This window comes from Streptomyces gossypii (assembly GCF_025165795.1).
Classification (GTDB): Bacteria; Actinomycetota; Actinomycetes; order Streptomycetales; family Streptomycetaceae; genus Streptomyces; species Streptomyces gossypii.
Genome location: NZ_JAJAGO010000003.1, coordinates 232,771 through 257,470, shown reverse-complemented (window position 1 = coordinate 257,470; position 24,700 = coordinate 232,771). Strand labels below are relative to the sequence as shown.

Below are 24,700 nucleotides of genomic sequence, written 5' to 3'. Positions count from 1 at the left end.
CTACCCCCGTGCAGACCGGTCTTCCCCGGACCGGTCTGCGGCCTGGTTCGGCGCTCTGCTTTGATCGTCTTCATGGCGAGGTGGGACTGGGCCCGCGCTCGCCACCACCGTCGGTCTGCACCTGTGGCGCCGCAACCTCCTGCTCGGCTTCCTCGGCGGCACCACCGTCAGCGTCCTTCTGGCCGGCACGGTCCTCACCCCCGAGGTGGGGCCTCGGGCACGCCGGGCACCTCAGATGTGCGGTGACGACAAGGTTCGACCGGTAGGTCTCTTCGTCATCGTCCCAGTCCGCGCAGGTCAGGAGCGTGAGCCGGGGATGGCCGGTGGGTCCGTAGACCCGTTGGGAGGGGAAGTCGTCCTTGGGCCACACGTGCAAGCCGTCGACGACGTAGGCGACGGTGCGTCCGTCCGCGCGCTCGACGGTGATGCGGTCGCCGTCCTCCACGGCGCCCAGGCCGTAGAAGGCGGCCGGTCCGCTGCGGGAGTCGACGTGGCCCACGAGGATGGAGTTGCCCCGGGTGCCGGGCGCTGGGGAGCCGGTGTACCAGCCGGAGTCGTCGGCGTCGCCCGGCATCGCGATGGTCCCGGCCTCGTTCAGGGCCACCCGCGTGACATCGGCTTCGAGCCCGATTCGGGAGATGCCGATGGCTGTGGGCGGCGATGCCGGAAGCACGGCGGTGGCTTCCCGGGACGGGCTGCTGTGGGGCGGCGGGGTGGGTGCCGGCTGCCCCGCGGGTCCGCGTTCCGCCGTCTTCGGCACGGGCGGCGGCTCATCGTGCGAAGTGAAGCCGAGCGCGAGCAGCGCGGTACCGGAGAGAGTGCAGGCGGCGGCCACCGCGGTGAGGACACCACGGCGGCCACCCGACCCGGACTGTGGCTTCCGGCTCATCCTGCTGCGGAGATCAGTTGGAGCGGCTGGTGCGACGGCGCAGGTAGAACGCGCCTCCCGCGGCGGCCAGCAGGCCGGCACCAGCTGCGGTGGTCAGCCCGGCGTCGCTGTCCTGGGTGCCGCCCTGACCGCCGGAGATGCCGCCGTGCGGTGACTTCTTCAGCGCCCCGCACAGCGCGGGGAAGGTTGCCTCGGCGGGCAGTTTCGGGTCCAGCAGGCTCTTGCCGAGGTTGAAGTCGTACTTGCCGTTGCCGTTGTAGTCGATGCCGTGCACCACCACCACCGCGGTGCCGGCGCGCAGCGACTTCGCGGTCTCGGCGCTGACGGTGAAGCTGCGCTTGTAGTGGTACATCGGCCCGGTCGGAAAGCGGTCCACTGCGAGGGCCGAGTTGGGGCTGGTGTCGCCCTTGGTGGTCAGCGAGGCACCGATCCTGCCGTAGAACGGGGCACCGTCCGGGGTGGACAGGGACAGCTTGCCGTTGTGCTTGGTGGCGGCCGAATCCGGCGGGCATACGCCCTTGGCGGCGATGTGGATGTGCTGGGCGTGCGGGGCTTTCGCGAGCAGCCCCTTGACCTTCATCTTCACCGTGACATGCCGTCCCTTGAGGTGCACCTTGGCAAATCCGTGCCCGCGCACCTTGTTGACCTTGAACGGGTCGAGCTTCGCGTGCAGTGTCAGGGCTCTGTGGTGGTCGGGGGTGGGCATGCCGCCGGCCGCGGCGGCCGGCGCGAAGGCCATGAGCGGAGCCACAGCCACCGCGGCTGCGCAGGCGGTGGTGAGGGTCTTCTTCATCTGTGTCGTCTCCAACTGACGAGGGCGGGATGCGATGGCCGGGTCAGCGTGGCTGTCAGCACCAGACGACGGTCACGCGGAGCCACCTCTCTTACACGCTCCGAAACTGACCGCCTGCGAGCATCACCGCCACCGCAGCCGACAGCCCTCAGCCGACGAGAGAGGGCCCCCGAGAACCGAAAGAGCAGGTCACATCCCACTCCTATCCGGATGCGCTCACAGCTCCATCCGTGAGCCGGTCTTCGGCATCCGGGTGAACGCGTCGCCGGAACCCCTCATCCGAGAAGTCAGAACCTGCCCAGAACAGCGGCCCCGGTGGTCGGACACCGGGGCCGCGCGCCGTTCAGGTGAGGGAGAGGCGGTGAGGGGGCCGTCTGGGGCGTGTTGGAGAAGTAGCGCCGGCTGCCCGGAGGGCGGTTCTGGCGGGGTCCGGTGCGTGCGATCGCAAGGCGGAGGGAGGAGAGCGCGGCGGGCTGCGCCGACGACGGACAACGCAGCGAGCGTGCGTGCCGGACCCCGCGAGACAGGCGGGACTTCTCCAACACCCCCTAGGGCTGGAAGTACTCCGACATCATGCGGCTGACCCATTCCGGTTGCTTGATGTCCACCGCGCGGAACTCCGCCATCGTCGGCTTCAGGTCAATGACCGGGGTGCCGGAGACCGCGTCGAGGCCCACCACCGTCAGTTCGCGGCCGTTGACGGCTTCGACGGCGCAGCACGTCACCCCGATGCGGTTCGGTCTGCGGGGCCCTCGGCCTGCGAAGACACCAACGGGTGGGAGGTCGGAGCGGCCGCGGTAGGGGCGGGGTTCGCGGTAGTCGTCGAGTTCCGGAAGCTGGTCGAAGACGAAGAGGACCTCCACGTGGGAGAAGCCCTCCAGACCCTGGAGGCACGCCTCACCGAAGCGCTCGTCGATCGTGATCGTGCTGCGGACGGCACCCCAGTTGTCGGTGTGCTGGACGTCCGTGCGGTTGTTCCGGACTGTACCTATCGGTGTGACCTCGAAGCTTGGCATGGCAAGGTTCTATCTCTTCGGTCAGCGTCGTGTCCGCCGAGCCCTTCAGGAGGCCCTGCTCGTATGCGCCGAGCACCCCGCGATGGCCCGGTCGGGACTTCCGTTCGATCGGCAAACCCCAAGGTCGGTACGGCAACAGCTGCTCAGCGGCACGACCGGGCGCGAGGGGGTCCGCGCCGCCCCTTCGAAGCGGCTCGGGAACGGGTACTTCCGCTCCAGGAAGGCGCGGATGACGGCCTGGGCCGCCGACCTGGCCGCCGGGGCGGTGTCCACGTCGTTGAGGCAGAAGAAGTCGATGTCCTCACCGGCCGTGAGGCGGGCCAGGCGGCGCCGCATGTCCGGTGTGCCCAGTTGCACATAGCGGAAGCGGTAGTCGGCCGGGACAGCCCGGCCGGTCGCGATCGCCCAGTGGTGGTGGAGCGTGGACGCCGGGGCGACGTCGGAGGTGGAGCGGAAGCGCGAGTAGGAGGTCCGTTCGAGTTCCTCGATCGCGAGGTTCTCCATCTCCCGCATTACCGACAGCAGTTGGGGATGCGGGGTGTGCAGCGACTTGTCGGTGACCTGCCTGCCGTGGAAGCGCCTGATCACCTCGCGGGCGTTCTTGCCGGCGGAGTTCGGGGCCGGCTCCAGCGGGTGCGGGGCACCGACGCCGAGTTTCAGCGGGGACAGTGGGATCCGGGCGATGCCGTTGCCGTGGAAGAAGTGCTCGGCCTGGACCGGGCGGTTGATGAAGACGTCGTCGTTGAAGTAGAGGTAGTGCTCCGACAGACCCCGTATGTGATGCAGTCGGCTCTCGATCGCATGCGAGTTGAAGACGGGAAGCGCGGCGGCCGGGAGGATGTCCCGGTGGTCGACGACGGTCAGCCCCTCCGCGTCCGGGTTCAGCCAGGCGGGGATCTGGGAGTCGGTCACGAGGTAGACGTGCCGGACGAACCCGGCGTACATGTCCAGCGAGCGGAGTGCGTACCTCAGTTCGTCATGGCTGGTGTAGCGGGAGGCGCCGGTCTCACGCGGAGCGATGACATTGTCGGAGAGCACCTGATAGGCGCGGCGCTTGGAGGCCATCGCCGGGTCGTCCCCGTCCACCCAGGTGTACACGGCGTCGACGGGGAAGCGCACCTCGTCGATGCCCGGCTCGGCGAACGGGGCGTACGTCGGCACGCTGCGGCGGCGGCACGCCACCGCGGTCGGCTTCTGCACCGCCGCCGGAAGCACTTCCGCTACAGGGTTGCGGCGCGGGGCGACGAGCGCCGGGCCGAAGACGTCCGGCAACTGGCTGCCGGGCACGGTGAGCCAGGAGGGATCCGCGCCCGTGGCGGTGCCGAGGTCCCGGCCGTGACGCCAGAACTCGATGTCGCACCCCGTTTCGAGGCCCGTGAGCACCTGCCCTCCCGGGCCGAGGCGCACCACGCCGGTGCGGAGCACCGCGGCCCGTCTCAGCGCCCGCGGCAGCTTCCCGTCGGTCCACAGTGCCGCGTGCGTCACGGCGCCGTCCGATCCGACGGCGCCGACATACCGGACGGTGCCGGACAAGCGCTGGGCGGCCAGGGAGAGGACCGCGCCGCGGTGTGTCTCCTCGACCCCGATGACCTGCCTCGGCGCACCGTGCCAGCGGTCGGCGGGGACCAGGAAGTACGGGACGCCGAGCCCTTCCAGCAGGGAGCACACCCCCTCGAGATCGGTTTCGGCGGCGTCCGCGGCGGTGTAGCCGGCGACCGTACGACCGTAGAGCCGCATCGGTCCGAAGCTGACCCGGCGCAGTCCGGGGACGGCGGCCCGCAGGCGCCGTCGGGCCCGGCCCGCACGCAGCGCCCAGAGCCAGGCTGAGAGCCAGAGCCTCAGGCGCACCGAAGCGTCCCGGGCGCCCCGTACGCCCCCATGCGCTTCAAAGTGGTGACGGATGTCCATGCCCCCCGGCCCCCGTCACTTCTGCTTTTCGAAGGGGCTCGCGAAGGGGAAGTAGTCCTCCAGGAACTCACTCATCCGGTCACCGACCTGCTCCCGCTCCTCGGGCGGCACATCGACGTCGTTGAGGCAGAAGAAGTCGAAGCGGCGGTTGCGGCGCAGATCGTTGAGGCGCACTGCGGCGTCCGGGCGGCTGATGTTCACATACCGGAAGCTGTACTTCCCCGGCACGCCTCGGCCGGTCATCAGCGCGTACTGGTAGAGCAGCGGAGACGTCATGGCGATGTCCTGCGGCGAACGGAAGCGAGACGCCGTGGTGCGGTGGATGTCCTCCGGGAAGATCTCCTCGAGCGCCTCCAGTGTCTTTCGCTGCTGCGGCAGCGGGGTGTGCATGAAGTTGTTCGTCGTCATCCGCCCGAACATCTCCAACAGCAGCCGACGGACGTTCTTGCTCGCGGAGTTGGTGGCCGTCTCCTCGGCGTGCGGCTTGCCGATGCCTATCTTGAGCGGGGACACCGGGACCTTCATCAGACCGCTGCCGTGGAAGAAGTGCTCCGCAGTGACCCGGCGACCGAAGAACACGTCGTCGTTCAGGTACAGATAGTGGTCCGACAGGCCCGGGATGTGGTGCAGCCGAGTCTCGATCGCGTGTGAGTTGAACACCGGCAGGACACCCTGCGGGAAGATGTCGCGGTGGTCGACGACCGTGATCCCCGGGGCCCGGTCGTCGAGCCAGTGCGGCTTCTGGCCGTCGGTCACGATGTAGACGTGCCGGACGAAGTCGGCATACGTCGCGAGCGAGCGCAGCGAGTACTTCAACTCGTCATGGCTGGTGTAGCGGGAGTCGTTGGTCTCCTTGTCCAGGATCTCGGAGATGCCGCGCTCCTGGTACCGGGCCCGCTTGGCGCGCATCTCCAGCTCCTCGCCGTCCACCCAGGTGTAGACGACGTCGACGGGGAAGGTCACGTCGTTCACGGTCGGCAGGGTGAGCGGGACGAAGCCCGGCAGCTCCCGGTCGCCGACCCGCACCGTGGCCGGCTTCTGCTCGGACGCCGGAAGCACGTTCGTGATGCCGTTGCTCCGCGGCGCGATGAGGGACTCGGCGAAGACGTCCTCGGACGCCTGCGGCTGCACCTTGGCCAGTCGGCGAGGCCCGTCGTCGGAGTCGAGGAGCTGTGCCCCGTCTTCCCAGAACTCGACGTCGCAGGCGAGCTCCGGCCCGGCGAGCAGCTGACCCGAGGGGCCGAGGTGGTTCTCCCCGATCCGCAGCACGGGGGCCGTACGCAGAGGGGTCGGCAGCACACCGTCCATGAACAGCGCCGGGTTCTTGAGCCTTCCGCCAGGCATCGGTTTGCCGATGAACACCGCCTTCCCCGCGTTCTGCGCCTCGAGGGCGGTGAGGAAGCGCTCCCGGTCGACGGCGTTCACACCGACCGTGTGGCGCGTACGCAGGGCCGGTACCAGGAAGTAGGGGATACCTTCCTGCTCCAGCGCGGCCACGACCAGGCCGAGGTTGGCGGCGGCCGTCTCAGCAGCGCTGAACCGGGTCACGACTCGTCCGTACAGCTGCTGGCCGCGCACGGCCACCGGGCGGAGCACCGGGTCCGTGACCGCTACCCTGCGGCGGCGCCGCAGAGTACGCAGCTGCCACACCCTTTCGGCGGCCTTCCGGTCGACTCGCGGTCGCATCCGCCGGGCAAAGGAACGCACGGTCACGTTCTGAGCTCCTCTTCATGAACCCCTGAACATCTCTGTCGTTAGCCAGACAGACGCATACGACGGAAGGTTGTAAGAGTTCTCCGAGAATTAACGGATGAAGGGTTGCCCGCATCACTGACCAACAGCTGGGCGTAGGCCTGGACCGGGACCGGCTGCTGGAGCTGGTCGGCTGGCTGGAGGTGGAGCACGGCCCCGTCGCCGAGGACGAACGCGGCAGCGGCCGAGGAGCTGGAGAACCTCGACACCGAGCACGCCGGTACCTGCGAAGATCACCTGGGCGCGCTCAGCCCCGCACCAGCTTGGGTATGCGGGCACGCGCGGTTTCAACGTCGCTGAGGCCCGAGCGCACGGCGCATGGCCGGGTCTGGACGAGTACCGGGCCAAAGCGTGCTGGGGAGAACTCCTCAGGCATTCGGGCGCGGCCCGCTGGCTGTGGCCGAAGGCGGGTGCGTGCTCGGATACGCGCTGCTGACCGCTGAATTACACGACGTCGGCAGGAGGCGTCTCTTCACGTAGCCGCGCTGTCTGCGCATCGTATTCGTCCAGAATCCGCCGAAGCTGGTCCCGTGCCTCCTCGGGGATCTCGGACGGGGTGGACTCGGCCACGAATCGGGCCGCGGCCACAAGCGCCGCGAATTCGAAGGTGTGAGCAGTCGCGCGCAGGACACCGGGCCGAGCCCACTCGAGTTGCATCTTCAGCCCTTCGACGCCAGGTAGTCCTTGATCTGCCCCAGTTCCTCCGCGAAGTCGTCGTAGTCCTCTTGGATACCGTTGAGGTAGGCGCTCCAGCCGAGGCTGTTCTTCGCGTAGTGGACGGCTTCCTGGATCTCTTCGTCAGTGGCCCCGAACAGCTTCGCGGCCTCCGTGTGGAAGAGCGTGCAGTAACGGCACTTCGTCTCGGAGTGCAGAGCGATCCCGATCAGTTCCTTGTACTTGTTCGGGATGAGTGTCTCGCCGAGCTCGATCTTCTTGAAGATCTCCCATTCGTACTCCATCAGACCGTCGGGGATCCGGGAGAAGAAGTGCGGAACGAGTCCCAGCGTTTCCTTGATCTCCGACTCGACTTCGCTTCGGCTTCGGCCGGTCATGATGACCACTCCTCTCAGCCCAGCCGATATAATTTCTCCACATTCCAGCCTAGAGAGCACTGGCCACTGCTGCAACCACTGTCATGCCCGCCGGTCGGCCACCGCGGATATCGGCTACCGCGCGTAGGTATCAAGCCTGCCGCACGGCGTGGCCGAGAACGGTGGCCCCGGCGAGCAGGCGGTGGGGAGGCGGTTCCCACCCTGCTTGCCTGGGGTCGGCCCCAACCGGGGGGTCGGCCTCAACCGGGGGTCCGCGTCACGCCGCGTGCTGGTAGGCCGAGTACGTCAGGTAGCCCGCGTCGCCGCCCTGGTAATACGTGTCCGTGTCGACGGGGGCCATCGGGAGTCCGGTACGCAGTCGTTCGACCAGGTCGGGGTTGGCGAGGAACGCGCGGCCGAAGCTGATGAGGTCGGCGCCCTTCCCCAGCCAGTGGTCGGCGTCGGCCCGATCGGTCTGCTTTGGCCCCATCGGGAACCCCGGGTTCATGATGAGGGTGCCTGGCCAGGCATGGCGGAGGGCGACCAGCACCTCTTCGTCGGTGGTGGCTTCGAGATGGACGTAGGCCAGACCGAGGCCGGAAAGCTCGGTCAGCAGTTCGGTGTAGAGCGCGTGCACCTCGGTCTCCTCGACTCCCCAGAAGGGGCCACCCGGTGAGAGCCGGATGCCGGTCCTGGCGCCACCGATGGCCTGCACGGTCGCGGACACCGCCTCAACCGCGAACCGGATGCGGTTGGTCACCGAACCTCCGTAGCGGTCTGTACGCAGGTTGGCGTTCGATGACAGGAATTGTGAGATCAGGTAGCCGTTGGCGCCGTGCAGCTCGACGCCGTCGAAGCCGGCGTCGACGGCCCGGCGGGCGGCCTGGGCATACGCCTGGGCGTGTTCGGGCACTTCGGCGGTGGCCAGGGCTCGCGGCGTCTGCATCGGTTTGGGCCCGGTCGGGGTGAAGACGTCACCGACGCCAGGAACGGCAGAGGGACCGATCGGCTGCAGCCCGGTGGTCTCCGGATGGGATACCCGGCCGCCGTGCATGATCTGGGCGAAGATTCGTCCGCCGTTGGTGTGCACGGCGTCGGTCACCTGCTGCCACGCGGCGACTTGCTCGTCGGTGTGAAGTCCGGGCGTACCGGGGTTGGACTGACCGATCAAGCTCGGCTGAACCCCCTCGGTCACGATCAGACCGGCGGTCGCCCTCTGGGCGTAGTGGGTGGCCATCGACGGCGTCGCCAGACCGCCGACGGCAGCCCGGACGCGGCTCATCGGGGCCATCACCACCCTGTTGGGCAGCATCAGGTCACCGAGCTGGTAGCGATGAAAGAGGTCCGGCATGTGAGGTCTCCTCGATGATCAGCAGCACCCGTCTTTCGGGCTCACCAGTTACGCTAAAACCTCACATCAATGTCAGGGGCAAGCGGCTTGTGCCGCAGATCACCACAGGAGAACGGCGTGCGCATCGGAGAACTGGCGTCACGAGCCGGGGCCAGCATCCGCTCCTTGCGGTACTACGAGGAACAGGGGCTGCTCACCAGCGAGCGCAGCGCCAGCGGACAGCGGCATTACACGGACGCTCATGTCGAGCGAGTGGCGTTCATCCAGCGGCTGTATGCCGCAGGTCTGTCCAGCCGCAGCATCGGCGAGCTGCTGCCGTGCGTCGACGCGCCCAGTAAGAAGAACTCCGATGCCGCGCTGGAGCGGATGGCACAGGAGCGCGAGCGGCTCTCCGCCCACATCGCCGACCTGTTGAGCACCCGCGACGCACTCGACGAGCTGGTGGCACGGCACAGGCGCATCAAGAACATCTGGGAGTGCCAGTGACGCACTGCGGGTTCAGGACTCGTCCGGCTGGCAGCGCGGGCACCACACCGTGCTGCGGCTTGCGATCCGGAACCGGTGCAAAGTGCTGCCACAGCGCGGACAGGTCGCGGCGGAGTCGTCGCGGTGGCCGGTGAGCCAGGAGTCGCGGGGCGGGACGCAGCCGGCTGTGACAGCGGAGCGCAAGGTGCGGCGCATCTGTGTGTACAGGCGTCGGCGGTCGTCCTCGGTGAGGTCGCCGGCCCGGCGGGTGGGGTGCAGCCTCGCGCGCCACAGGATCTCGTCGGCGAGCAGATTGCCGAGCCCGGCCAGGACGGACTGGTCGGTGAGGACGCTCTTGACTTTCCCGCGGCGCGAAGAGAGCGCAGCCTCGAAATCCCTACGGGCCACCGCCATCGCGTCGGGCCCCTGACCGTCCAGCAGCCGTGAGACGTCGGAGTCGCCGTCGGCAAGCCAGAGACCCTGAAGCTTGCGCTGGTCCCGGTAGCGGAGCTGACGGTCGTCACCGACGGTGAACAGGACGCGGTCGTGGGCCTCGGCCGCATCGTCGGGGTGGCCGCAGACCAGCTGACCGGTCATGCCGAAGTGCAGCATGAGCGTGGGGCCGCCGGTGCGGGCGAGCAGCCACTTCCCGTGCCGCTCCAGCTTGGTCGCTCGCCGGCCTTCCAGCGCTTCGCGCAGTCGCCGCGTGCTCACCTCGTGCAACACGCCTGCGTCGCGCACGTCGACGCGTCGGATGGTCCTGCCCTTCGCACAGGATTCGAACGTCTTCCGGAATCCCTCGACGTCTGGCAGTTCGGGCATGGGATGCGCCCTCCAGTCGGCTGACGCCCGGCACGTCCGAAGGCGACGTGGCCGCTCCCGCAGTCCCGCCGGGCCGTGCCGGGAGGGGAGAGCCGTGCTTTCCGAAACCCTCGGCCTCTCCTCCCCTCGGTACGTGTACCCCGGCCGGCGCTTCCTCATCGGGGAGGTTCCGCACGGGTCGCGGACGTGGTCGCCCCTCTCGTCCCACTTGTGGCGGTTCCTCGGACGACGGTGGCAGGCCATGGAGTCGGCTCACCGGGGCCGCCGTCATCAAGCGGCCGAGGAGGCGCTACTACGATCGCTGGTCATGGACTGGCTTGAGCGCACCGCGCAGTTGAGGCAGTGGACTCGGAGCGGGACACGTGCTCCGCACAAGCCGCTGCTGTTGCTGTACGCCCTCGGCCGGTTCCAGCACGACGCCGAGGACGAACTGCGGTACACCGCGGTGGAGGAAGACCTGAAGCGGCTCCTCACCGAGTACGGCCCGGTCCACAAGACGACGCCCGCCTACCCCTTCCACCATCTGGTCAGCGACGGGGTGTGGGAAGTGCGCACCGCGCGCGGCGCGGGCAGCCCCGGCACCGGGGTGCGTGAGCTGCGCGCGGAGGGTGCTACGGGGCGGCTGGCTGCCGAACTGCGGGCGGCACTGCGGCGGGAGCCGTCGCTGCTCGGCCGGATGGCGGGGATACTGCTCGACCTGAACTTCCCGCCTTCACTCCATGGCGAGCTGCGCGAAGCCGTCGGTCTGGGGCTGGAGCCGGCGGAGGCCGAACAGCTCCTCCCGGCCGTGCGGAGGCAGCGGGACCGGCGGATGCGGGATCTGATATTGACGGCCTACGAGTACCAGTGCGCCTTCTGCGGTTACGACGGCAGGATCGGCCCGGTGCCGGTGGGGCTGGAGGCCGCGCACGTGCGCTGGTGGGCGTTCGACGGCCCCGACCAGGTCGACAACGGACTGTGCCTGTGCTCGCTGCACCACAAGCTTTTCGACAAGGGCGTCCTCGGCATCGGTGACGGCCACCGCATCCTGGTCTCGCAGCGCTTCGTCGGGCACAGCTCCGCCGCCCGTGAGCACGTCACAGCGCTTGCGGGCCGTCCGCTCATCGGCCCCCAGCCAGGTGCCCGCCGCGTCTCGGCGGCCCACCGCTCCTGGCACACCAGCCAGGTCTTCCACGGAGCACCACGACCCGCCGCCTGATCGTCAGGCGGGTCGTTGACGTTCTCGTCGCCTACGACGGCTCAGCATGGCCGGGGTCAGAAATGCACCGTCACTTCCGGATATCTGTCGGGAATTCGGGAGCTCCGTGTGGACGCTCTTCGACAATCGGGTGCCGTTCGTCATGATTCCGGAACAACCCGGCGCGGGCCCCCTCGTGATCGGGCCGGAAAACCGCACGATGCAATGCGACGGCACGGATCGACGGGCACTGGTCAACCACTCGAAACCGGCGGCGCACTTCATTGGGTTACTGGTTCCGCACAGGGGGGAACCGAGCTTGTCCCACCCATGGCCCGCTTGGGTAGCCTCCATAACTGAACGACAAGCCAACGAGGGAGGGAGGGCCCATGACGGACGTGTCCGGCGCGGGCGAATCGACGGTACACACACAGCTGAACGAGATACCCGCTCCACGCGGCGGCGGTGACAACAGCGGGGACCTGTCCGTCCGTGACGACGAGCTCGGCAAGCTGGGGAACATGGCGTTCGAGCTCCACGGTCGGCTGTCCAACGACGGCAAGCACGCGGAGGAGGCGACGCGGGTCGCGAAGAGCTGGCTCACCGAGGACGGAATGGACACCGGGTCGGCGCTCGGTGAATTGCAGAGTGCCTGGGAAACCAAGTTGGGAACCCTCCAGGAGGCGTGCGCACACATCTCCAACCATCTCGACTTCAGCCTCAAGGCGCACAAACAGGATGAGGAAACCATCGAGACGGGCATGAGGAACGCAGAAGGCAAACTGATGACCGTCTCCCGGATCTCCGAGTACATCAACTGACGGGAGGCAGCCGTGGTTTCCTACTCCGACCTCGAACATCTGCGACTGGGCAAGCTGAAAAAGGCAGCCGAGCAGTGGCAGCAGATGGCGGAAAAGCTCGACAAGGTGGCGAACGGAGGCAAGGACGGAGGCGCCTCCGCAGCGGACCTGGAGTCGAAGGCCAAGGGTGCCGACTGGAAGGGCGACAACGCCAGCGTGACGAAGGCGTTCGTCACCAAGGCGACCGGGGAGTTCGACGATCTGGTCACCTCGGCCCGTAGTATCCATACCATCCTCAACGGCGCTCACCTGGACTTCGAGCAGCACAAGGAGGATCTGAAGGAGGCCGTCGAGCGGGCCCGGAAGAAGAATGTCGTGATCGACCCGCAGGGCGTCGCGAGGCCCTCCATGTGCTACGTGAACCCGGACGACGGGCCCACCCAGGCCGAGATCGACACGGCGGCCGAGGACGTCGGCGAGGTGCTCAGGGCCGCCGCGATCACCGACAGCAAGGCGGCCGGCGCGCTGCGGTACCACGCGAAGAGCAAATACGACTTCCGGGAACACGGCTTCAAGAACTTCGACGGGTCGGTCCAGGTGATCCTGGACGCGGAGAAGTACCAGAAGCTGGCCGAGCAGAAGCCGGAGAACATCAGCAACGGCGAACTTCAGCGCATGGTCGAGCTGGGGCGCAAGTACAAGGGCAACGAGATCTTCGCCGAGACCGTGGCCACCGAACTGGGGGCGCGCGGATCGCTGGGAATGTACGCCGGCCTCGCCGACAAGGACAACTTCGGCGACCACCCGGCGGACAGGCGCATGGAACTGCTCGCGGACCTGGAGAAGACCTACGGCACCACGCTGGCCACGGCGACCCGGTCGGACAGCACGGCCATGGAGAAGTGGGAGCGCCAGGTCATCGCCCTGGGCGGCAAGGAAGTCGGCTACGACAACGGCAACCCCAAGACCCGGGTCTACGGCTTCCAGGCGATGAGCAACCTGATGCGGCACGGAAAGTACGAGACCAACTTCCTCACGAAGTACGGCGACGAACTCATCGCGTTCGAGAAGGAGAACACCGGGGACGTGCCGATCCCGGGCCCGCGTGCCGGGGACCGGGAGAACGTACTGCCCTGGGACGAGAACCCGCTGTGGGCGCGGAACAACCTGATGCACTTCGGGGACGAGAACGACGCCGGCACGGACCCGATGACCGGCTACATGAAGGCGCTCTCGCACAACCCGGACGCCTCGACGCAGTTCTTCGACCCGGGCAAGGACCGGATGGAGTACATGCTGGACACCCGGCCGGACTACAACGACGTGCCGACCGGCTACGGCAGCGACCGCGACGACTACGACGGTCCGAGCGCGCGGATGAACGCCACGGGTGACGCGCTGTTCGCCGCCACCTCCGGTATGACCCCCGGAGACGATTCCCCGCCTGCCGCCTCGCACAGCGAGGCGCAGGGGCAGATCATGAAGGACGCCATCAACGTACTCGGTCCGCAGGGCGACGACATGCCCTCCGAACTGCGTGACTCGATGGCCAAGGTGATGACGAACCAGGGCGATGTCGTGCACGACGCGATGAGCACCGTGGACGGCAGCTCACCGATCAACGAGGACAACCTGATGGAGGTCACCAAGCAGGTCTCGCGTGACCCGGAGACCTACAGGCTCCTCAACGACGGTATGAACTACGCGATGGTCGCGGACATGAACTCCGACACCGACTACCCGGACGACAAGCAGCATCCGGAGGACAGCCTCAACCGGGCCGGATACACGCTCGGCTTCATGGAGGAGGCGCGCCACCAGGCGATCGGCGACTGGAGCAAGGAGGAGCTGACCGAGGCGGGCTGGAAGAAGAAGATGTTCGACTCGGGTGCTCTGATCGCCTCCGAGTACGTCCCGGGCATCCCCCTCCCCGGTGAGGGCAACAAGATCGGCCTCGGGACGCCGCTGTTCGCCGGGGCGACGGTGGCCAGCCAGGCATGGATCGAGGGTGAGCAGGAACGGATCGGCGAAGAGGCCAACAAGCAGTACGAGTCAACCTACGAGGCTCGGAAGGGGCAGGCGCAGAAGCTGGCCGACCAGTGGTACAGCGTGAACGAGGGCTGGGCGGAAGGCCGTACGGACTTCTCACCCGGCCGCGGCATCTACCAGCGGATCGACTCCGCGGCGAACGACGGGAACGACAGGTTCGAGGGCGGCACCGGGGACCAGGGTTGAGGCCGCCCGCGACCGGCACCGCACGCCTGGCCTGCGCCGCCGCCGGAGTGACCCTGCTTCCCCTGCTCGCCGGCTGCGGCGAGCAGGGCCGGGAGTTCTCGGTGCCGGAGTCGCTCTGCGGCACCAAGATCCCGGCAGAGACACTGGATCCGCTGCTGCCGGACGAGGGGGACTCCGTGGACGTCGACCTGAATCTGGACAACGAGAAATTCCGCAGCTGCAACGTCGGCGTCGGCCGGGACATCGTCCTCACCGCCTCCCTCAACAGGGTGCCGGAGTACTACGATCCGATGTCCCCGGATGGCGGCGGCGACAACCTCGAGGACCCCCGGAGGATGCGCAAGCTGCCCTTCGAGGGGGCGGGGGTGACCGGCAGCGGGGGCGGCGCGAAAGCCACGGCCAAGTGCGGCGGTTCCGGACCCGCCTATCTGTATGTCGACCTCTCGGTCGTCGAGGAGCGTGCCAAGGCGGATGCCGATCAGCTGCGCGCCGACATGCGGCGGTTCAGCATCGCCTTCCTCGAGAGCTCCAAGAAGAGGGAAGGCTGCGCGGCGTAACCGTCCGGCCGGTGTGGAGAGTGGCGGGCGCGAAGGGCCCCACCGTCGGCGGTGGGGCCCTCCGGCATGGTCACGGGTGGCGCTCGCTGCCCTTGTCCGGGCCGTGGGCTGACTGGGTTACCCGGATTTTGCACTGGCCGTGCGGCGTTCGACACCGACGCCGACATCACCCTCGCCATCGAAGCGGGCTCCACGGGTTACATGCTCAAGGCCGAACGGCCGGAGGAGCTGTTCGCGGCGATCCGCAGCGCGGCTTCCGGCCGTACCGTGCTGTCGGCCCCGGTCGCCGACCGGGCGCCGGCCCAGCTGCGCACCCCGCGCCCGCCCTCTCCGAGCGGGGGCGGTCGCGGTCGCCAAGGAGCGGCGGCTGCTGCCGTGACCGGTTCGCCGGGAAGCCCGCGACGCCCGCAAACCCTCCCGGCCACAGCGCTAGGCCATGGGACCGCCGGTGTTCCGGATCATCTGCTGGAGCACCTTCAGGGCGGTGACGTAGTCGGCGTCGTCGATGCCCTGGTGGATGCGGTCGCGGATTGCCGGGGCGTGGTTTTTGAGAGCGGCGCGAGCCTCGTCTCCGGCCTCGGTTATCCACAGCCGTCCCTCGCTGTCCAGGGTGAGCCAGCCCCGCTCCAGCAGGGTTGCCGACTCGGCTTCGAGGTCGTCCTCGGGGCGGAGGTAGGAGCCCATCGCCTGTTGGAGTTCGGGGATCGTCTTGCCGAGGCCGTCCGGTGAGATGTCGTTCTCCGACAGGTGGCGCAGCAGCCAGTACTGGGGCTGGGAGAAGCCGAGTTCCGCCTGCTGGGCGCGGGTGAAGGCGATGACGGCCTCGTAGGCGATCTTGGTCCAGTAAGCGGCGGGCTGTGCGGCGAGCTCGGCGTCGGGGGTGTGCTGGTTCTTCATGTGATCGGTGCTCCCTGTGAATGATCGCTGAGATGAGCACCGTAAAACTTGAAGCGAGGATTAAGTCAAGGCGGTTCGCGGGCGGGGCCGGCGCACGGTCACCGGCCCCGTCCACGACCGGCCGGGAGGGAGGGGAGATTCAGTGGCGGGTGAGGGCGAGAACTCGGGTGGCTTCGTGGCGGATGGTGTTCAGGGCGTTGTCCAGATGCTCCGGGCGGCGCCCGCCCGCGTTGGCGACGGGACCGCGGCCTCCCGATCCGCCACCGACGGCCTCCGCCGCCTTGGTGAGGAGGTCACTCGCCTCGATGCCGCTCCGGTTGAGGGCGCGGGAGAGGGCGGCCACCAACAGGGCCTTGCCGTTGTGTTCGGTGGCGAGCACGACGATGGCACGGTCGTCGGGGACGCGGACGACCGTGTCGGTGGCGAGGCCGCGCAGTTCGTCCGGGGCGATGCCGGTGACGCGGCGGACGAGCAGGCTGCCGGATCCGGTGGGCTCGGCCTTGACCGCGAACGCGGCGGCCTGCCGCCCGAGTTCCTCGCCACGGAGCCGGGAGAGCTGGTTCTGGGCCGCGGCGAGCGCTTCCAGTCGCTTCCGCAGGGCCCCGGGCGCGTCCACGGGCCGGGTGCCGAGGAGTTGGGCGAGTTCGTCGAGCAGGCGCCGTTCGGTGTCGAGGTGGCGGAGGGTGCCGTGGCCGGTGAGGGCCTCGACGCGGCGGAGGTTGGAGCCGATGGAGGACTCGCCCAGCAGGCGGAAGGCGCCGACCTGCGAGCCGTGGGAGACATGGGTGCCGCCGCACAGTTCGCGGGAGAAGCCGCCGATGTCGACGATGCGGACGGTCTCCCCGTATTTCTCACCGAACAGGGCGATCGCACCGGCCCGTTCGGCCTCGGCGCGGTCGGCGTACCAGGCCCGCACCTCGGGGTCGTCGAGGACATGGCCGTTGACGGCGGCCTCGATACGGGTGAGCTGGTCGCCGGTGAGCGGGGAGAAGTGCGCGAAGTCGAAGCGGAGCCGGTCGGGTTCGACGAGGGAGCCCTGCTGGCGGGCTTGTACGCCCAGGGTGGCCATGACGACTGCGTGCAGGATGTGGGTGGCGGAGTGCGAGCGCGTCAGACCCCGGCGGCGGTCGGCGTCCACCACCGCCTCGGCGTGGTCACCGGTGCGGAGTTCGCCTTCGAGGACGCGGGCGGTGTGGACGCGGAAGCCCTCAAGTCCGTAGCGGGTGTCGGTGATCTCCAGGGTGGCGCCGTCGGTGGTGGTGAGCGTGCCGGTGTCGCCGACCTGGCCGCCGGCCTCGGCGTAGAACGGTGAGCGGTCCAGTACGAGCTCGGCCTCCGCGCCCTCGGCGGCGGTGGTGACCACGACGCCACCCGAGATGAGGCCCTTGACGGTGGTCTCGGCACGCAGGTGGCCGTAACCGAGGAACTCCGTCCGCGGCAGGTGGGCTGCCAGCTCACGGTAGGTGTCCCGTTGGCGCAGGGCCTCGGTGGTCCGGGCCTTCCCTCCGGCCTGCGCCCGGCGCTTCTGCTCCTCCAGCAGGGCGGCGAACCGGTCCTCCTCGACGGTGAGTCCGGCCTCCCTGGCGGTCTCGACGGTCAGCTCCAGAGGGAAGCCGTAGGTGTCGGCGAGTTCGAAGGCGGTCTCACCCGGGAGGGCGCTCGACCGGGACTCGCGGGCGCGGGCGACCGCGGCGTCCAGCAGCCTGGTGCCCTGGGTCAGGGTGCGGGTGAAGGACTCTTCCTCGGCGGCGGTGACCTGCCCGATGAGGGCGGCCTGGGCGGACAGTTCGGGCCAGACGCCGCCCAGGTTGGTGATCACGCTGGCGGTGGCCGCGGGGAGGACGGGGACGTCGATGCCCAGCAGGCGGGCGTGGCGGATCGCCCGGCGCATGAGGCGCCGCAGGATGTAGCCCCGGCCGTCCTTGGCGGGCAGCACTCCGTCAGCGATGAGGAAGGCGACGGAGCGGGCGTGCTCGGTGACGACCTGGAAGGATTGCTTCCCCTCCTCGTCCTGCCCTGGGCAGGCGCGCCCGGCGAGGTCCTGGACGGTGTGCATCGTGGGCAGCAGCAGGTCGGTTGTGCAGACGTTCGGGGTGTCCTGGAGGATCGCGGCGAGCCGGTCCAGGCCCAGCCCGGTGTCGATGCTCTTGCCTGCCAGCTCGCCGAGGACCGGGAAGTCGCCCTTCTTGTCACCCTCGCCGCGCTGGTACTGCATGAAGACCAGGTTCCAGATCTCCACATAGCGCTCGCCGTCGACAGCCGGTCCGCCTTCCTTGCCGAAGGCGGGGCCGCGGTCGTAGCTGACCTCCGAGCAGGGCCCGCAGGGACCGGGGACGCCCATGGACCAGTAGTTGTCCTCCATGCCGAGCCGCTGGATGCGGCCCGCCGGAACGCCGATGCGGCGCCAGAGGTGCTCGGCCTCGTCGTCGTCCTCGTAGACGGTGATCCAGAGCTTGTCCTTCTCCAGCCCGTAGACCTCGGTCAGCAGCTCCCAGGCGAACGCGACTGCGTCCTCCTTGAAGTAGTCGCCGAAGGAGAAGTTGCCCATCATCTCGAAGAACGTCGCATGCCGGTTGGTACGGCCGACGTTGTCGATGTCGATGGTGCGGGCGCACTTCTGGATGCTGGTGGCGCGGGAGAAGGCCGGGGTGGACTCGCCCAGGAAGTAGGGCTTGAACTGGTTCATCCCGGCGTTCGTCAGCAGCAGGGTGGGATCGTCCGGCACCAGCGGGCCGGAGGGCACCAGCTGGTGGCCGCGGGAGGTGAAGAAGTCGGTGAACGTGGAGCGGATCTGCGTCGAGCGCATGGCGGCATGGCCTCACGGAGGAGTCGTGGAAGGTGGTGGCAGTGCTCACGCCGAGCCGGGCCGAGAACGAGACTGAGGAAGTTCTCAGGTCTCCAGCTCGACGCAGATAGCTCGCGCCCCCACGGTGTAACCCATGACTCCGGATCCGTCGCTCACATCGGTGGTGCGGCAGACCACCAGCGGTACGGAAACGGTCTGCCGTGCCACCGACTGTAGCCGGTCCGGCGTCTGCCGCGGAACCGCCTTTTGCCGAAGCGGACGCAGGCAGCTCACCCGGGGACACGTGGTGGAGTGGCCTCGGCCGGAGCGGTGCGCGCGGGGGCGGCGAGCGCGCGGAGCAGCGTGGTGTGGAGCGCTTCCGCCGCCTGCTCGTCGGACATCCGGCCCGCGTCGGCCTCCTCGGCCGCCGCGTGACCGAGCTTGACGGTGACCGCCACCAGCCAGTCCGGAGAGAACCGGCCGTCGAACTCCCCGGCCTGCTGACCGCGCTCGATCACCCGCCTCAGCCGGTCGGCGACGGGTGCGTGCCGTGCGTGATCCGCCTGCGCGCTCACGGGCAGCGAGGCGGTCATCTGGAGCAGACCGGGATAACGCCGGGCCGTCCGGCTGCCGGCGTCCAGCAGACGCAGCAGCGCGTCCGCCGCCGGCCCCGTTTCCAGGTCGGAGGCGTCCATCGCGGCGACGGTCTCCTCGGTGACCTGGTCGAGGGCCACCGTCAGCAGTTGCTCCCGCGAGGGGAAGTGGGCGTAGACCGTCTGCCGCGTCACGCCTGCCGCAGTGGCTATGGCCTCGACGCTGGCGTCCGGCTGGGAGTTCAGAAGGCGGAGCGCCGCCTCCAGGATGGACGCCCGGCTGCGGCGGGCATCGGCGCGGCGGCTCCTTGGAGGGGGCGGGGCCGAGGGGTGGGATGGGGTCAACTTTTACACCTTGTCAAAATTCACGGTCACCGCATATCTTACAGCGTGTAAGAGATCGCGGCACGAGTCCGCTATGTGACGGGGAGCGCCATGAGCCCATTCAACGACACCGGCCCGAAGCAGTTCATCGCCGACTTCTACCTGTCGTTCCACAACGACCTGCTGGACAGCGGCGAAGATCCTGGCGTGATCATCGACCGCTATCACACGGCGGACGTCGTCCAGATCGCCGACGGCCTCCGGATGGACCGCGAGAAACTCATCGCGCACACCCGCCCGGTGCGCAAGAACCGGCCCAGCCTGCGCGTGGAGGTGCACGACGCACTGGTGGACGGAGAGCAGATCGCCGCCCGCTCCACCCTGCACGTCCGGTACCGCAAGAAGACCTTCGCCATCGATACGTACGTGTTCGGCAGATTCACCGAGGACGGGCGGATGCGCCAGGCGCACATGCTCACCCGCACCCTCCCCGCCGAGGTGCCGGAGGAGCGGGAGGTGTCGGCGTGACAGAGAGCAGCTACTCCGTGAGCGGGATGGCCTGCGGCCACTGCGCGGACTTCATCACCGAGGAGCTCGAACAGCTCGCCGGCGTCACGGCCGTCGCGGTCGATGTCGAATGCGACACGGTCACGGTGACCAGCGACCGGGATCTCGACATAGCCGACGTGCGTGCGGCGGTCGAAGAAGCGGGCTATGAGCTCATCACCGCGCACGGATAGCGCGTGGGTGGGTGTGGTGGTGGGCCAGCAGGGCGTGCGGGTCCGTGTCGTCGTGGCCGGCATGGGGGTCGGCGTGGACGAGTGCGGCCGTCAGCCGGGGGACGGCGTGCAGCAGAGCGTGCTCGGCCTCGACGGCGAGCCGGTGCGCGTCGCGGACACTGAGGTCTCCGGCCACGACGATGGTGACCTCGGCCCGCAGCCGGTGGCCGATCCAGCGCATCCGCAGCTCACCCACCTCCACGACACCGTCCACGGCACGCAGAGCGGTCTCCGCGGAGTCGACCAGCGCGGGGTCGACCGCGTCCATCAGGCGGCGGAAGACCTCGCGGACGGCACCCTTCAGCACGGCCAGAATGGCGAGAGTGATCAGCAGGCCGACGATCGGGTCGGCCAGCGGCCAGCCGATCGCCGCCCCGCCCGCGCCCAGCAGCACGGCCAGTGAGGTGAAGCCGTCCGTGCGGGCGTGCAGGCCGTCGGCCACCAGCGCGGCGGAGCCGATCCGCCTGCCGGTGGTGATGCGGTAGCGGGCAACCCACTCGTTGCCGAGGAATCCGATCGCGGCGGCGGCGGCGACCGCGGGCAGGTAGCTGATCGTCCGGGGGTTCAGCAGGCGGTCGATCGCGGTCCACCCGGCCAGCACGGCGGAGGCGGCGATGGTGAGGACGATGACGATGCCCGCCAGGTCCTCGGCGCGGCCGAAGCCGTAGGTGAAGCGGCGGGTGGCCGCCCGGCGCCCGAGCAGGAAGGCGATGCCGAGCGGGAGCGCGGTCAGCGCGTCCGCTGCGTTGTGGATGGTGTCGCCCAGCAGTGCGACGGAACCGGACAGCAGCACCACGACGGTCTGCACAAGCGCGGTGAACCCCAGGACGGCGAGCGAGATCCACAGAGTGCGCATGCCCTCGGCGGAGGTCTCCATCGCCGAGTCGACCTTGTCCGCGGCCTCGTGGCTGTGCGGCTTGACCAGATGCGTGACCTGATGCCTGAACCGCGCCCACCGGCCGGGCGCGTGGCCGTGTTCCCGGCTGTGTTCGTGGCTGTGCGCGTGCGCGTGGCTGTGCGCGTGCTCGTGGCTGTGGGCGTGCTCGTGGCTGTGGCCGTGTGCGTGGCCGGTGCGGTGGGGCGCGTGGGGAGTGCTGGTGTCGCTCGGTTCGCTCATCTCGGCTCAGCTGCTCCGGAATCGGGGTCGGCAAGGCGAACCGGTGGACACCGGCCGCACACTCCCCTCATTATGTGCGTATGAGTGCACGCATGCACCTATCAGGTGCACAGGTCCCGCAACAGCGGGACAAAAGCGAGCGGTACGCGGTGGCCGCAGACGTCCTGGGGCTGCTGGCGGACCGCACACGTCTGGCCCTCCTGGAGCGTCTCGCCGAGGGCGAAGCCGATGTCAGCACCCTCACCGAGGCGTGCGGGGTGGCCCGGCCCTCAGTGAGCCAGCATCTGGCCCGCCTGCGTCTGGCCGGTCTCGTCACCACCCGCAAAGAGGGACGCCGTGTCGTCTACGCGCTGCGCCACGGCCACCTCAAGCGCCTTGTCGACGAGGCACTCGGCGTCGCCGACCACCAGCTCGGAGACCTGCCGCCCCACGACTGACCCGAATGCGCTCCCCGAGCGGGCCGCGCCCGGGGAGCGCACCGCGCACAGGAGGCGCCGCCCGGCTCGTGTGCCGGGCGGCGCCTCCTGTGAACGTGCTGGGCCGGACAGGGCCTGGTGCGGCACACCAGTGCCGCGTCAGGCGGAACTACGCGGCGGCACCGCGCCGGGCCTGCCGCGGCACCGTGCCGGTCGGCACCCTGCCCGTTCCTGCGTCGCGCCGGGCCTGGGCGGGGCGGCTGCGCCGCCCGCGTGAGGAGGCGCTGCTGCGCTTCGCGCGCTCGGGGGCGGGCGCTGCGATGGTGACGGGTACACCGGAGGGGGCCTGGGCGCCGGTGATCCGGGTCAGCTCGGCCTCGCCGGAGCGGACCTGGGCGGACTGCGGGGTGATGCCCGCGGTGGCCATCAGCCGGGACATCTCGCGGCGCTGGTTGGGCAGCACCAGCGTGACGACGCTGCCGGACTCACCGGCCCGGGCGGTACGGCCGCCGCGGTGCAGGTAGTCCTTGTGGTCGCTGGGCGGGTCGACGTTCACGACGAGGTCGAGGTTGTCGACGTGGATGCCGCGGGCCGCCACGTTGGTGGCGACCAGCACGGTGACGAGGCCGGTCTTGAACTGCGTCAGGGTGCGGGTGCGCTGCGGCTGGGATTTGCCACCGTGCAGCGCTGCCGCCCGTACGCCGCTGTTCAGCAGGTGTCGGGTGAGCTTGTCCACTGCGTGCTTGGTGTCCAGGAACATCAGCACCCGGCCGTCACGAGCGGCGATCTCGGTGGTGGTGGCGTACTTGTCGGAGACGTGCACATGCAGCAGGTGATGCTCCATCGTGGTCACCGCACCGGCCGAGGGGTCGACGGAGTGGACGACGGGGTCGTGCAGGTACCGGCGGACCAGCAGGTCCACATTGCGGTCCAGGGTGGCGGAGAACAGCATCCGCTGGCCCTCGGTGCGTACCTGGTCGAGCAGCTGGGTGACCTGCGGCATGAAGCCCATGTCGGCCATCTGGTCGGCCTCGTCCAGCACGGTGATCCCGACCCGGTCGAGGCGGCAGTCGCCGCGCTCGATGAGGTCCTTGAGCCTGCCCGGAGTCGCCACGACGACCTCGGCCCCGCCGCGCAGCGCGCTGGACTGGCGGCCGATGGACATGCCGCCGACGACGGTGGCCATCCGCAGCTTCAGCGAACGTGCGTAGGGGGTGAGCGCGTCGGTGACCTGCTGGGCCAGTTCCCGGGTGGGGACCAGGACCAGGGCCAGCGGCTGGCGCGACTCCGCGCGCTGTCCGGCGAGCCGGGCAAGCAGGGCCAGGCCGAAGGCGAGGGTCTTGCCGGAGCCGGTGCGTCCACGGCCGAGCACGTCACGACCGGCCAGCGAGTTCGGCAGTGTGGCCGCCTGGATGGGGAACGGCACCGCCATGCCCTGGGCGGTGAGGGCCGCCATCAGGGGCGCCGGCATGTCCAGCTCGTCGAAGGCCTCGACGGCGGGCAGGGCCGGGGTGTGGGTGACCGGCAGCGCGAACTCGCCCTGCAGCGCTGCGGGACGGCGCCCGGAGCCGCCCGAGCGGCTGGGGCCACCGGAGCGGCCCTGCGAGCCGGAGCGGCTGGGTGCCTGTGAGCGGAAGCCGCCCGCGCTCCGGCCGGAGCCCGAGCCGCCTCGGCGGGAGTAGCGGTCGTCTCTGCGAGGTGTGCGGTTCATTGAGAACCCTCCTTGATGCGGCACGTATCAAGGAATTCCCCATGCGAGTGAGCAGCGCGGAGAATCGCAGGAACGAACCGAGGAAAAGATGAATACGAGGTCGATGACGGACCGGCGGGCCGACAGGAAACAGTCGGATCCGGATGCGTCGAAATGATCGGACGCACACCGGACAGAACGGCCGGTGCCGAATCATCGGGGCTCGGACGGACATGTGTCCGGAGCCACGGGGCGGAGCGTCTGCCCGTCACGGGGACGGCAGAGCACGGCCTGGTCACGCCATGGGGAAATCCGTCAGGCCGCATGACATGCGGACCTGGAGGTGAAGCGTGGAGCAAGCCTGTAAACGCGACGAGCTGGGGCCCGCACCCGAGGGTGCGGGCCCCAGCTACGCCGTACGCTTCAAGCGTCAGGCGGGAACGATGTTCTCGGCCTGCGGGCCCTTCTGGCCCTGGGTGACGTCGAAGCTGACCTTCTGGCCTTCCTGGAGCTCACGGAAGCCCTGGGCGGCGATGTTCGAGTAGTGGGCGAACACGTCAGCGCCGCCACCGTCCTGCTCGATGAAGCCGAAGCCCTTTTCCGAGTTGAACCACTTCACGGTGCCTGTAGCCATTTCATATCTCCTTCGGGGCAGTACCCATGGGCCCGCACTGTGCGGACCACGAGTCGCCGCGATGATTACCCCGTCCGGAAATAAAGACACCGGAAATACAAAAATGCATCCACCGGAATCGGACCGGCAAATGCACTTGAAGTCTTTGGGAACCACAACTGCAACTGAGGTCAACAGTAGCACGGTGGAGCGGCGAAGCGGGGCTCCACAATTGCCCGGCCTGCCAGGCCATACATCCTGCCCGGGCGAGGTACTGGTTTTCTGCGTCTGCGGCCTTAGATATTCACCCGCACCGGACGAGGTTCCGGGTCAGGATCCGGAGTTGCCGCGAGAGCCCGCCCGGGATTCGCGCAGCTCCTCGTTGCGGTGCAGGGCCTCTGCGAGCTGATCCTCGAGCGTGACGATGCGGCAGGCGGCGTCGACAGACCGGCTTCGCCGACCACCCGGAGGAAGCCGGGGGTGACACCGATCATCTCGGCGGCGCGGCCCACCAGGCGCCGACTCTGTCTGTACGCTCGGAACCCTAAGTGCGTGAAGCACGCATATCTCACATGGGCATGGTAGATATCCCTGTAGGACCGAGGTAACGGGGAAGGGTGCGGCGAGCTCGGGGAGCCTGCCACCTTCCGGCTGCCCGCCGTGCAGATCACCCCTAACGTGAGCAAGTGG

The 24,700-nt window shown here is 69.0% G+C and carries 23 protein-coding genes and 2 pseudogenes; 9 read left to right on the top strand and 16 right to left on the bottom strand.

The features are described 5' to 3' along the window. Window positions 1-70 precede the first annotated feature (70 nt). The 7 genes from LHJ74_RS07635 to LHJ74_RS07605 form a co-directional block, all read right to left on the bottom strand. Window positions 71-889, bottom strand: coding sequence for a sortase domain-containing protein (locus tag LHJ74_RS07635; protein WP_375546685.1), 819 nt, complete (start codon window positions 887-889; stop codon window positions 71-73). 13 nt (window positions 890-902) lie between these two features. Further along, window positions 903-1,682 (bottom strand): hypothetical protein, encoded by a 780-nt coding sequence (locus LHJ74_RS07630; RefSeq protein ID WP_260216786.1) that lies wholly within the window; start codon window positions 1,680-1,682, stop codon window positions 903-905. A gap of 548 nt (window positions 1,683-2,230) precedes the next feature. Beyond that, window positions 2,231-2,698, bottom strand: a complete 468-nt coding sequence (locus tag LHJ74_RS07625) for an SAM-dependent methyltransferase (protein WP_260216785.1) — start codon at window positions 2,696-2,698, stop codon at window positions 2,231-2,233. Window positions 2,699-2,743: 45 nt separating this feature from the next. Then, on the bottom strand, window positions 2,744-4,546 hold the full coding sequence (locus LHJ74_RS07620) for a stealth family protein (RefSeq protein ID WP_260216784.1): 1,803 nt from the start codon (window positions 4,544-4,546) through the stop codon (window positions 2,744-2,746). A gap of 75 nt (window positions 4,547-4,621) precedes the next feature. Then, window positions 4,622-6,319, bottom strand: a complete 1,698-nt coding sequence (locus LHJ74_RS07615; protein ID WP_260216783.1) for a stealth family protein — start codon at window positions 6,317-6,319, stop codon at window positions 4,622-4,624. Window positions 6,320-7,017: 698 nt separating this feature from the next. Then, complete coding sequence (locus LHJ74_RS07610) at window positions 7,018-7,410, bottom strand: carboxymuconolactone decarboxylase family protein (protein WP_260216782.1); 393 nt, start codon at window positions 7,408-7,410, stop codon at window positions 7,018-7,020. 256 nt (window positions 7,411-7,666) lie between these two features. After that, window positions 7,667-8,740: an alkene reductase gene (locus LHJ74_RS07605; RefSeq protein WP_260216781.1), complete on the bottom strand. Its 1,074-nt coding sequence runs from the start codon at window positions 8,738-8,740 to the stop codon at window positions 7,667-7,669. Window positions 8,741-8,857: 117 nt separating this feature from the next. On the opposite strand from LHJ74_RS07605, the gene LHJ74_RS07600 reads away from it, so the two are divergent. After that, a complete protein-coding gene (locus LHJ74_RS07600; RefSeq protein WP_260216780.1) occupies window positions 8,858-9,226 on the top strand; it encodes a MerR family transcriptional regulator in 369 nt (122 codons plus the stop codon). 12 nt (window positions 9,227-9,238) lie between these two features. Here the strand turns inward: LHJ74_RS07600 and LHJ74_RS07595 are convergent, their stop codons facing one another. Next, window positions 9,239-10,027, bottom strand: a complete 789-nt coding sequence (locus LHJ74_RS07595; protein WP_260216779.1) for an Fpg/Nei family DNA glycosylase — start codon at window positions 10,025-10,027, stop codon at window positions 9,239-9,241. A gap of 307 nt (window positions 10,028-10,334) precedes the next feature. Here LHJ74_RS07595 and LHJ74_RS07590 point away from each other — a divergent pair, with 307 nt between their 5' ends. From LHJ74_RS07590 to LHJ74_RS07570, 5 genes and pseudogenes are all read left to right on the top strand, one after another. Next, on the top strand, window positions 10,335-11,225 hold the full coding sequence (locus tag LHJ74_RS07590) for a phosphorothioated DNA-binding restriction endonuclease (RefSeq protein ID WP_260216778.1): 891 nt from the start codon (window positions 10,335-10,337) through the stop codon (window positions 11,223-11,225). Between the two features lie 368 nt (window positions 11,226-11,593). After that, window positions 11,594-12,025 (top strand): hypothetical protein, encoded by a 432-nt coding sequence (locus tag LHJ74_RS07585; protein WP_260216777.1) that lies wholly within the window; start codon window positions 11,594-11,596, stop codon window positions 12,023-12,025. Between the two features lie 12 nt (window positions 12,026-12,037). Then, a complete protein-coding gene (locus LHJ74_RS07580; RefSeq protein ID WP_260216775.1) occupies window positions 12,038-14,239 on the top strand; it encodes a hypothetical protein in 2,202 nt (733 codons plus the stop codon). Beyond that, the gene (locus LHJ74_RS07575; protein ID WP_260216774.1) at window positions 14,236-14,796 is read left to right on the top strand and encodes a hypothetical protein; all 561 of its coding nucleotides are present in this window, start codon (window positions 14,236-14,238) and stop codon (window positions 14,794-14,796) included. Before LHJ74_RS07580 ends, LHJ74_RS07575 begins: the two co-directional genes overlap by 4 nt. A gap of 147 nt (window positions 14,797-14,943) precedes the next feature. Next, window positions 14,944-15,120: pseudogene (locus LHJ74_RS07570) on the top strand (DNA-binding response regulator); the annotation flags it as partial. A 105-nt stretch (window positions 15,121-15,225) separates the two neighbouring features. Here the strand turns inward: LHJ74_RS07570 and LHJ74_RS07565 are convergent. The 4 genes from LHJ74_RS07565 to LHJ74_RS07550 form a co-directional block, all read right to left on the bottom strand. Next, on the bottom strand, window positions 15,226-15,693 hold the full coding sequence (locus LHJ74_RS07565; RefSeq protein WP_260216773.1) for a MarR family transcriptional regulator: 468 nt from the start codon (window positions 15,691-15,693) through the stop codon (window positions 15,226-15,228). A 139-nt stretch (window positions 15,694-15,832) separates the two neighbouring features. Next, the gene (gene alaS, locus LHJ74_RS07560; RefSeq protein WP_260216772.1) at window positions 15,833-18,499 is read right to left on the bottom strand and encodes an alanine--tRNA ligase; all 2,667 of its coding nucleotides are present in this window, start codon (window positions 18,497-18,499) and stop codon (window positions 15,833-15,835) included. A gap of 84 nt (window positions 18,500-18,583) precedes the next feature. Then, window positions 18,584-18,706: a hypothetical protein gene (locus tag LHJ74_RS07555; RefSeq protein WP_260216771.1), complete on the bottom strand. Its 123-nt coding sequence runs from the start codon at window positions 18,704-18,706 to the stop codon at window positions 18,584-18,586. Between the two features lie 62 nt (window positions 18,707-18,768). Then, the gene (locus tag LHJ74_RS07550; RefSeq protein ID WP_260216770.1) at window positions 18,769-19,416 is read right to left on the bottom strand and encodes a TetR/AcrR family transcriptional regulator; all 648 of its coding nucleotides are present in this window, start codon (window positions 19,414-19,416) and stop codon (window positions 18,769-18,771) included. Window positions 19,417-19,506: 90 nt separating this feature from the next. Between LHJ74_RS07550 and LHJ74_RS07545 the strand changes: the two genes are divergently transcribed. Then, entirely contained in the window at window positions 19,507-19,923 is a 417-nt protein-coding gene (locus LHJ74_RS07545; RefSeq protein WP_260216769.1) for a nuclear transport factor 2 family protein, read from the top strand. Beyond that, on the top strand, window positions 19,920-20,135 hold the full coding sequence (locus LHJ74_RS07540; RefSeq protein ID WP_260216768.1) for a heavy-metal-associated domain-containing protein: 216 nt from the start codon (window positions 19,920-19,922) through the stop codon (window positions 20,133-20,135). The genes LHJ74_RS07545 and LHJ74_RS07540 overlap by 4 nt, the downstream gene beginning before the upstream one ends. Here LHJ74_RS07540 and LHJ74_RS07535 read toward each other — a convergent pair. After that, the gene (locus tag LHJ74_RS07535) at window positions 20,119-21,291 is read right to left on the bottom strand and encodes a cation diffusion facilitator family transporter (protein WP_260216767.1); all 1,173 of its coding nucleotides are present in this window, start codon (window positions 21,289-21,291) and stop codon (window positions 20,119-20,121) included. The two genes, LHJ74_RS07540 and LHJ74_RS07535, sit on opposite strands and share 17 nt — an antisense overlap. A gap of 80 nt (window positions 21,292-21,371) precedes the next feature. On the opposite strand from LHJ74_RS07535, the gene LHJ74_RS07530 reads away from it, so the two are divergent. Continuing rightward, window positions 21,372-21,728, top strand: a complete 357-nt coding sequence (locus LHJ74_RS07530) for an ArsR/SmtB family transcription factor (RefSeq protein WP_260216766.1) — start codon at window positions 21,372-21,374, stop codon at window positions 21,726-21,728. Between the two features lie 148 nt (window positions 21,729-21,876). Here the strand turns inward: LHJ74_RS07530 and LHJ74_RS07525 are convergent, their stop codons facing one another. From LHJ74_RS07525 to LHJ74_RS07515, 3 genes and pseudogenes are all read right to left on the bottom strand, one after another. Then, window positions 21,877-23,418: a DEAD/DEAH box helicase gene (locus LHJ74_RS07525; RefSeq protein WP_260216765.1), complete on the bottom strand. Its 1,542-nt coding sequence runs from the start codon at window positions 23,416-23,418 to the stop codon at window positions 21,877-21,879. Window positions 23,419-23,827: 409 nt separating this feature from the next. Next, the gene (locus LHJ74_RS07520; RefSeq protein WP_006604579.1) at window positions 23,828-24,031 is read right to left on the bottom strand and encodes a cold-shock protein; all 204 of its coding nucleotides are present in this window, start codon (window positions 24,029-24,031) and stop codon (window positions 23,828-23,830) included. A 309-nt stretch (window positions 24,032-24,340) separates the two neighbouring features. Then, window positions 24,341-24,582: pseudogene (locus tag LHJ74_RS07515) on the bottom strand (hypothetical protein). Between the last annotated feature and the right edge of the window lie 118 nt (window positions 24,583-24,700).

What these genes read in the sequence shown, in the direction of transcription:
- LHJ74_RS07635 (WP_375546685.1), bottom strand. Translation starts at nt 889, where the DNA reads ATGAGCCGGAAGCCACAGTCCGGGTCGGGTGGCCGCCGTGGTGTCCTC.
- LHJ74_RS07630 (WP_260216786.1), bottom strand. Translation starts at nt 1,682, where the DNA reads ATGAAGAAGACCCTCACCACCGCCTGCGCAGCCGCGGTGGCTGTGGCT.
- LHJ74_RS07625 (WP_260216785.1), bottom strand. Translation starts at nt 2,698, where the DNA reads ATGCCAAGCTTCGAGGTCACACCGATAGGTACAGTCCGGAACAACCGC.
- LHJ74_RS07610 (WP_260216782.1), bottom strand. Translation starts at nt 7,410, where the DNA reads ATGACCGGCCGAAGCCGAAGCGAAGTCGAGTCGGAGATCAAGGAAACG.
- LHJ74_RS07605 (WP_260216781.1), bottom strand. Translation starts at nt 8,740, where the DNA reads ATGCCGGACCTCTTTCATCGCTACCAGCTCGGTGACCTGATGCTGCCC.
- LHJ74_RS07595 (WP_260216779.1), bottom strand. Translation starts at nt 10,027, where the DNA reads ATGCCCGAACTGCCAGACGTCGAGGGATTCCGGAAGACGTTCGAATCC.
- LHJ74_RS07590 (WP_260216778.1), top strand. Translation starts at nt 10,335, where the DNA reads ATGGACTGGCTTGAGCGCACCGCGCAGTTGAGGCAGTGGACTCGGAGC.
- LHJ74_RS07585 (WP_260216777.1), top strand. Translation starts at nt 11,594, where the DNA reads ATGACGGACGTGTCCGGCGCGGGCGAATCGACGGTACACACACAGCTG.
- LHJ74_RS07565 (WP_260216773.1), bottom strand. Translation starts at nt 15,693, where the DNA reads ATGAAGAACCAGCACACCCCCGACGCCGAGCTCGCCGCACAGCCCGCC.
- alaS (WP_260216772.1), bottom strand. Translation starts at nt 18,499, where the DNA reads ATGCGCTCGACGCAGATCCGCTCCACGTTCACCGACTTCTTCACCTCC.
- LHJ74_RS07545 (WP_260216769.1), top strand. Translation starts at nt 19,507, where the DNA reads ATGAGCCCATTCAACGACACCGGCCCGAAGCAGTTCATCGCCGACTTC.
- LHJ74_RS07535 (WP_260216767.1), bottom strand. Translation starts at nt 21,291, where the DNA reads ATGAGCGAACCGAGCGACACCAGCACTCCCCACGCGCCCCACCGCACC.
- LHJ74_RS07530 (WP_260216766.1), top strand. Translation starts at nt 21,372, where the DNA reads ATGAGTGCACGCATGCACCTATCAGGTGCACAGGTCCCGCAACAGCGG.
- LHJ74_RS07525 (WP_260216765.1), bottom strand. Translation starts at nt 23,418, where the DNA reads ATGAACCGCACACCTCGCAGAGACGACCGCTACTCCCGCCGAGGCGGC.
- LHJ74_RS07520 (WP_006604579.1), bottom strand. Translation starts at nt 24,031, where the DNA reads ATGGCTACAGGCACCGTGAAGTGGTTCAACTCGGAAAAGGGCTTCGGC.